General features: G+C 66.3%; 4 protein-coding genes. All 4 read left to right on the top strand.

Translation table 11 applies throughout. From position 1 onward, the window contains the following. Positions 1-250: 250 nt before the first annotated feature. From ACWEO7_RS38150 to ACWEO7_RS38135, 4 genes are read left to right on the top strand one after another with little or no spacing between them, the layout of a single operon-like run. Positions 251-1,291: a tyrosine-type recombinase/integrase gene (locus tag ACWEO7_RS38150; RefSeq protein ID WP_452430559.1), complete on the top strand. Its 1,041-nt coding sequence runs from the start codon at positions 251-253 to the stop codon at positions 1,289-1,291. Next, positions 1,291-1,626 carry a helix-turn-helix domain-containing protein gene (locus tag ACWEO7_RS38145; protein ID WP_452430557.1) on the top strand — a complete coding sequence of 112 codons (336 nt, stop codon included), beginning with the start codon at positions 1,291-1,293 and terminating at the stop codon, positions 1,624-1,626. Before ACWEO7_RS38150 ends, ACWEO7_RS38145 begins: the two co-directional genes overlap by 1 nt. Next, on the top strand, positions 1,623-4,034 hold the full coding sequence (locus ACWEO7_RS38140; protein ID WP_452430555.1) for a hypothetical protein: 2,412 nt from the start codon (positions 1,623-1,625) through the stop codon (positions 4,032-4,034). The genes ACWEO7_RS38145 and ACWEO7_RS38140 overlap by 4 nt, the downstream gene beginning before the upstream one ends. After that, positions 4,031-4,495: a nucleotidyltransferase domain-containing protein gene (locus ACWEO7_RS38135; protein ID WP_452430553.1), complete on the top strand. Its 465-nt coding sequence runs from the start codon at positions 4,031-4,033 to the stop codon at positions 4,493-4,495. Before ACWEO7_RS38140 ends, ACWEO7_RS38135 begins: the two co-directional genes overlap by 4 nt. Positions 4,496-4,559 lie beyond the last annotated feature (64 nt).

Below are 4,559 nucleotides of genomic sequence, written 5' to 3'. Positions count from 1 at the left end.
CCTCTCTCGGGAATTGCATCAAACGGGCGAGAATCTGCTGGTTGCCTGACGGTGAGCCGGGGCGAGAAGGCCGAATTGTTGGTGTGAGAATGCCTGTTGGCCAGCTGGTTTGCCTCATTTAGCCCATCTGATGCATGATTCTCGCACTGTTCGGTGGCGTGAGGAGGGTGGGTTGCGGCAGGTCGATCTCGCTGGGGCGGCTCATCTGGAGCTGGTGTCCGGGGTGGCGCAGTTGCGTCCACAGGATGCGATGGCGGAGGCGATGTTTCGTGGTTGGCGCGCTCAGCAGGCTGCCCGTGGCCTGCGGGAGGAGACGATCACGGCCCGGGAGAACCTGGTCCGCCGGTTCATGGAGTTCGTCAACGACTACCCGTGGCAGTGGACACCGACACACATCGACGAGTGGTCGCTCTGGCTGACCAGCGAAAAACACTTGGCGCCGTCCACGATTCGCGGCTATCATTGCGGGTTGCGGCTGTTCAGCGAGTTCCTGATCGACGGCCGGTACGGGTGGGCGGTGGCGTGCGAGGACGCGTTCGGCACGCATCCGGTGGCGATCTGCCACGAGTGGAACACGATCGCCCATCTCAACGACTACGAGGGCCGACCGGAGTCGAGGCCGTTCACGCGGGAGGAGATACAGCGGTTCCTGGACTATGCCGACGATCAGGTGGAGCGGGCCGTGCGGTCGAAACGCAAAGGGGCCCTTGCCGCTTACCGCGATGCGACGATCTTCAAGGTGATCTACGGGTGGGGCCTGCGCCGCACCGAGGCGGCCAAGCTGGACCTGGTGGACTTCGGCCGCAATCCGAAAGCACTGCAGTTCGGCCGATACGGCACACTCAACGTCCGCTACGGCAAGGCGAAGCGAGGGCAGCCGCCGAGGCGCCGGAACGTGTTGTCGGTGATGGATTGGGCGGTGGAAGCTGTCGCCGACTACGTCGAGAACGTGCGGCCTAGGTTCGGCTGCCCCGAGCATCCGGCGCTCTGGGTCACCGAGCGCGGCGGGCGGATCAAGCCCGCGGAGATCAACGCCCGGTTCGTCGCCTATCGGGATGCGCTGAAACTGCCACGGGAGTTGGTCGTGCATTCCGCACGACATTCCTACGTCACCCACCTCACCGAAGATGGGGTTGACCGGCGGTTTATCCAATCGCAGGTTGGGCACGAATGCGATAGTTCCACGGCGATCTACACCCACGTCAGCTCCGACTACATGAACACCGCGCTGGCGAAGGCGCTTGCACCCGCACTCGCCTCGACCGCCGTTGCGGCAGATAAGGATCGATGATGCCCGCCAAGCTCGACTACCACTGGCACCTGCGCAGGGTCATGGCCGACCGGGGGATGTTCCAGACCACTGATCTGCTCGAGCCGCTCGCGGACCGCGAGATCGTGCTGTCGTCGAGTCAGGTCTACCGGCTGGTGGTCGAACGCCCCGAACGGTTGAGTCTGAAGATCCTGATGGCGTTGCTGGATATCCTCGACTGCACCATCGACGATCTGATCGAGCCGACGGTGTCCGCCCAAGCCGCCGCGCGCACGAAGAAGGCTGTCGGCGCCGAAACCAGCATCGGGGATTTGCGCCCGAAGCGGGCTCGCGTCCGTGGCGCCAACCTGCCGTGACCGGCGCAGACCACAACCGCGTGATCTCGGACCCGATCGGGTTCATGGCGGACCTGGTCGTGACCGTCGACGATCAGTGCGGGCCCGAACCGATCCGAACCGTGGTATCGGTCGTTGCGGGCGGGCGGGCCAAATCGCGGCGTTTGGCGGCCTTCCTCGCCGAGCGGCCCAGCGTGTTGACCGATGGACGGTCCCCAGCGCCTCGGGCCATCGGCGACCTGCTGATCGAACTGCGGAAGGTCGGGGCGATGGTCGCCCAGCCTGTCTGCGCCGACTGCGGCCGACCGATGCGGACCCTGCAACGCCGCGGCCAGGATTGGTACTGCGGGACCTGCTGCCTGCGCCGGCTGCCCTGCGCTTCCTGCGGCCGGCTCAAGCACACCTCGACCCGTGATCGGTTCGGGCAGCCGCGTTGCGCGCAATGCCCCGACCGTGACGACCGCGATCCGATCTCGATCATCCATGCCGTCGTCGCCGAGCTGGATCCCGCTGTCGAGCGAGGTGTCATCGCCGATGCGGTCGGCAAGCTCGCATCCCGGCCCGCACATCAACGGCGGATCGGTTGGGCCTTGGAAGCCCAGCCCGAATTACTCACCGGCGCTGGGCATCTAGCGCCGATCCGCGCGATCGTCCCGTTGATCGAAGCCCTTCACGCGGCGGGGGTCGCCGGGATCGTCCGACCGTCCTGCCCGCGTTGCCACCGCGTCGTCCACATCGACAAACCTCTGGATGGGCAACGTGTCTGCCGCACCTGCATCGCCCGCACCCGCACCGAGGAATGCTCGCGTTGCGGCGGCCACCGCGAGCCCGCGACCCGCGATGAACACGGTCGGCCGATCTGCCCGAACTGCTTGGTCACCGATCCGGACAACCTCGAAGTCTGTCTCAACTGCGGGCGTCGCCGCCCGGTCAGCCTGCGAACACCGGACGGGCCGATCTGCGGCCCCTGCCCACCCCTGCCGACCGCATCGTGTTCGATCTGCGGCGAGGAAAAACCCTGCGGCACATCACGAATCACCGGCCGCCGGTGGTGTCCTTCCTGCCAGCGGCGCACAGCACGATGCAGTTCCTGCGGCCGGACCGCCGCCGTCATCTCAGGCACCCTCGCCCAGCCACGCTGCGGGGACTGCACCACACGCACTGTCTGGCACGACTGCCCGACCTGCAGTGATCCGTCCTATCCGCATCCCGGCCAATGCATCCGCTGTCTGATCAACCAGCGCCTCAACGAGATCCTCGGCCCACCCTCGGAATCGCTTCACCCCGGCCTGCAGGCACTGCGGCACAACATCGCCACCGCCGAACACCCCATCACCGCGATGCGATGGCTGAAGAAGAAGTCCGTCGCGCCGGTCCTGGCTGACCTCGCGGCCGGCCGCCGCGACATGACACACGAGGCGCTCGACGAACTTCCCGACAGCCCGCCTCTGGCGCACCTGCGGCAGGTTCTCATCGGTGTCGGTGCCCTGCCGCAACGCGATGAGCAGATGGTCCGCATCCAGCGATTCGCCGACCAGACCTTGGCCGCCCAGTCCGACCTGGAGCAACGGCAAGTGCTGCACCGCTACACGGTCTGGCAGCTGATCCGCCGACTGCGGCAACGAAACAACGGACGCCTCACCACCATCCAGCAGTTCAACTCGGTGCGCCAACGCACCTACGCGGCGATCGCCTTCCTCGACTGGCTCACCGCACACGGCCTCACGCTCGGTGCCTGTCGGCAAGCCGATCTCGATCGATGGCTCACCGACGACACCGCGACAAACCGTGGCGCGGCAGGGCATTTCATCCGATGGGCCCACAAGAACAAGCTCACCAGCGTCCGCGTCGGCGCCCACCGCTGGATGGGCCCCACCCGGCCCCTCGAGGACGAGCACCGCTGGAACATCGCTCGCCGCCTACTGCACGACGACACCCTCAAGCCAGACGACCGGCTGGCGGGCCTGCTGGTTCTCCTCTACGCCCAGACCGCTGCGACGATTTCCCGCCTGACCGTCGTCGACGTCGAAACCGAGGTCGACCCGGTCCGGCTGCACCTTGGCAGCTCACCCATACACCTACCCGATCCCGTCGCCGACCTCGCCCGAATGGTTACGGCAAATCGCAAGGGCCACGCCACAATTGGCGCCCTGACACCGTCGATCTGGCTGTTCCCGGGCGGTCAACCCGGCCGCCCTATCAGCACCGGCCAGCTGACTCAGCGACTGAGGCGACTCGACATTCGCCCGGGCGCCGCTCGCAGCACCGCGCTGTTCCAACTCGCCACCGAGATCCCCGCAGCGATCCTGGCCCGCACCCTCGGCATCCACACCGACGTCGCCGTCGCATGGCAGCGACTGTCCGCCGGAGACTGGACCAGCTACGCCGCCGAAATCAGCAAGCGCCAACAGATGCCGGAGCCCACATGACCCATCCAGACCAACAACCAGCAGACCGCGCCGAACTTTCGCCCGAGCATGCTGACGAAGCCATCGCCATCATCGACCGCATCACGCACTGGGCCGCTCACCGCCAGGACATCGTCGGCCTGCTCCTCGTCGGTTCACACGCCCGCAACGCCCCGCACGCGGACTCCGACATCGATATCGTCCTGCTCACCACGGACCAACCGCAGTACTGCAACGACAGCTGGGCCGACGAACTCGCCCTGGGCAGACCGATCCGAACGCAACCGTGGGGACCGATCACCGAACGACGCTATGCGACCGAGTCGGGCCTGGAAGTCGAGATCAACATCGGATCCCCCGAGTGGGCACAAACAGACCCGGTCGATCCCGGCACCCGCCGCGTCGTCACCGACGGCGCCCGCCCCCTGCACGACCCGACACAACTGCTTGCGTCGCTGATCCGAGCCTGTCAACCGCGATGACACCGACGACAGACACACAGCCCAAGGGGCATTCAGACAGTTTCAATATCCGACGTCACCATTA

It is taken from the genome of Nocardia sp. NPDC004260, assembly GCF_053603155.1.
The sequence above is the reverse complement of the archived record's forward strand: the minus strand, read 5'-3'. Positions and strand labels throughout refer to the sequence as shown.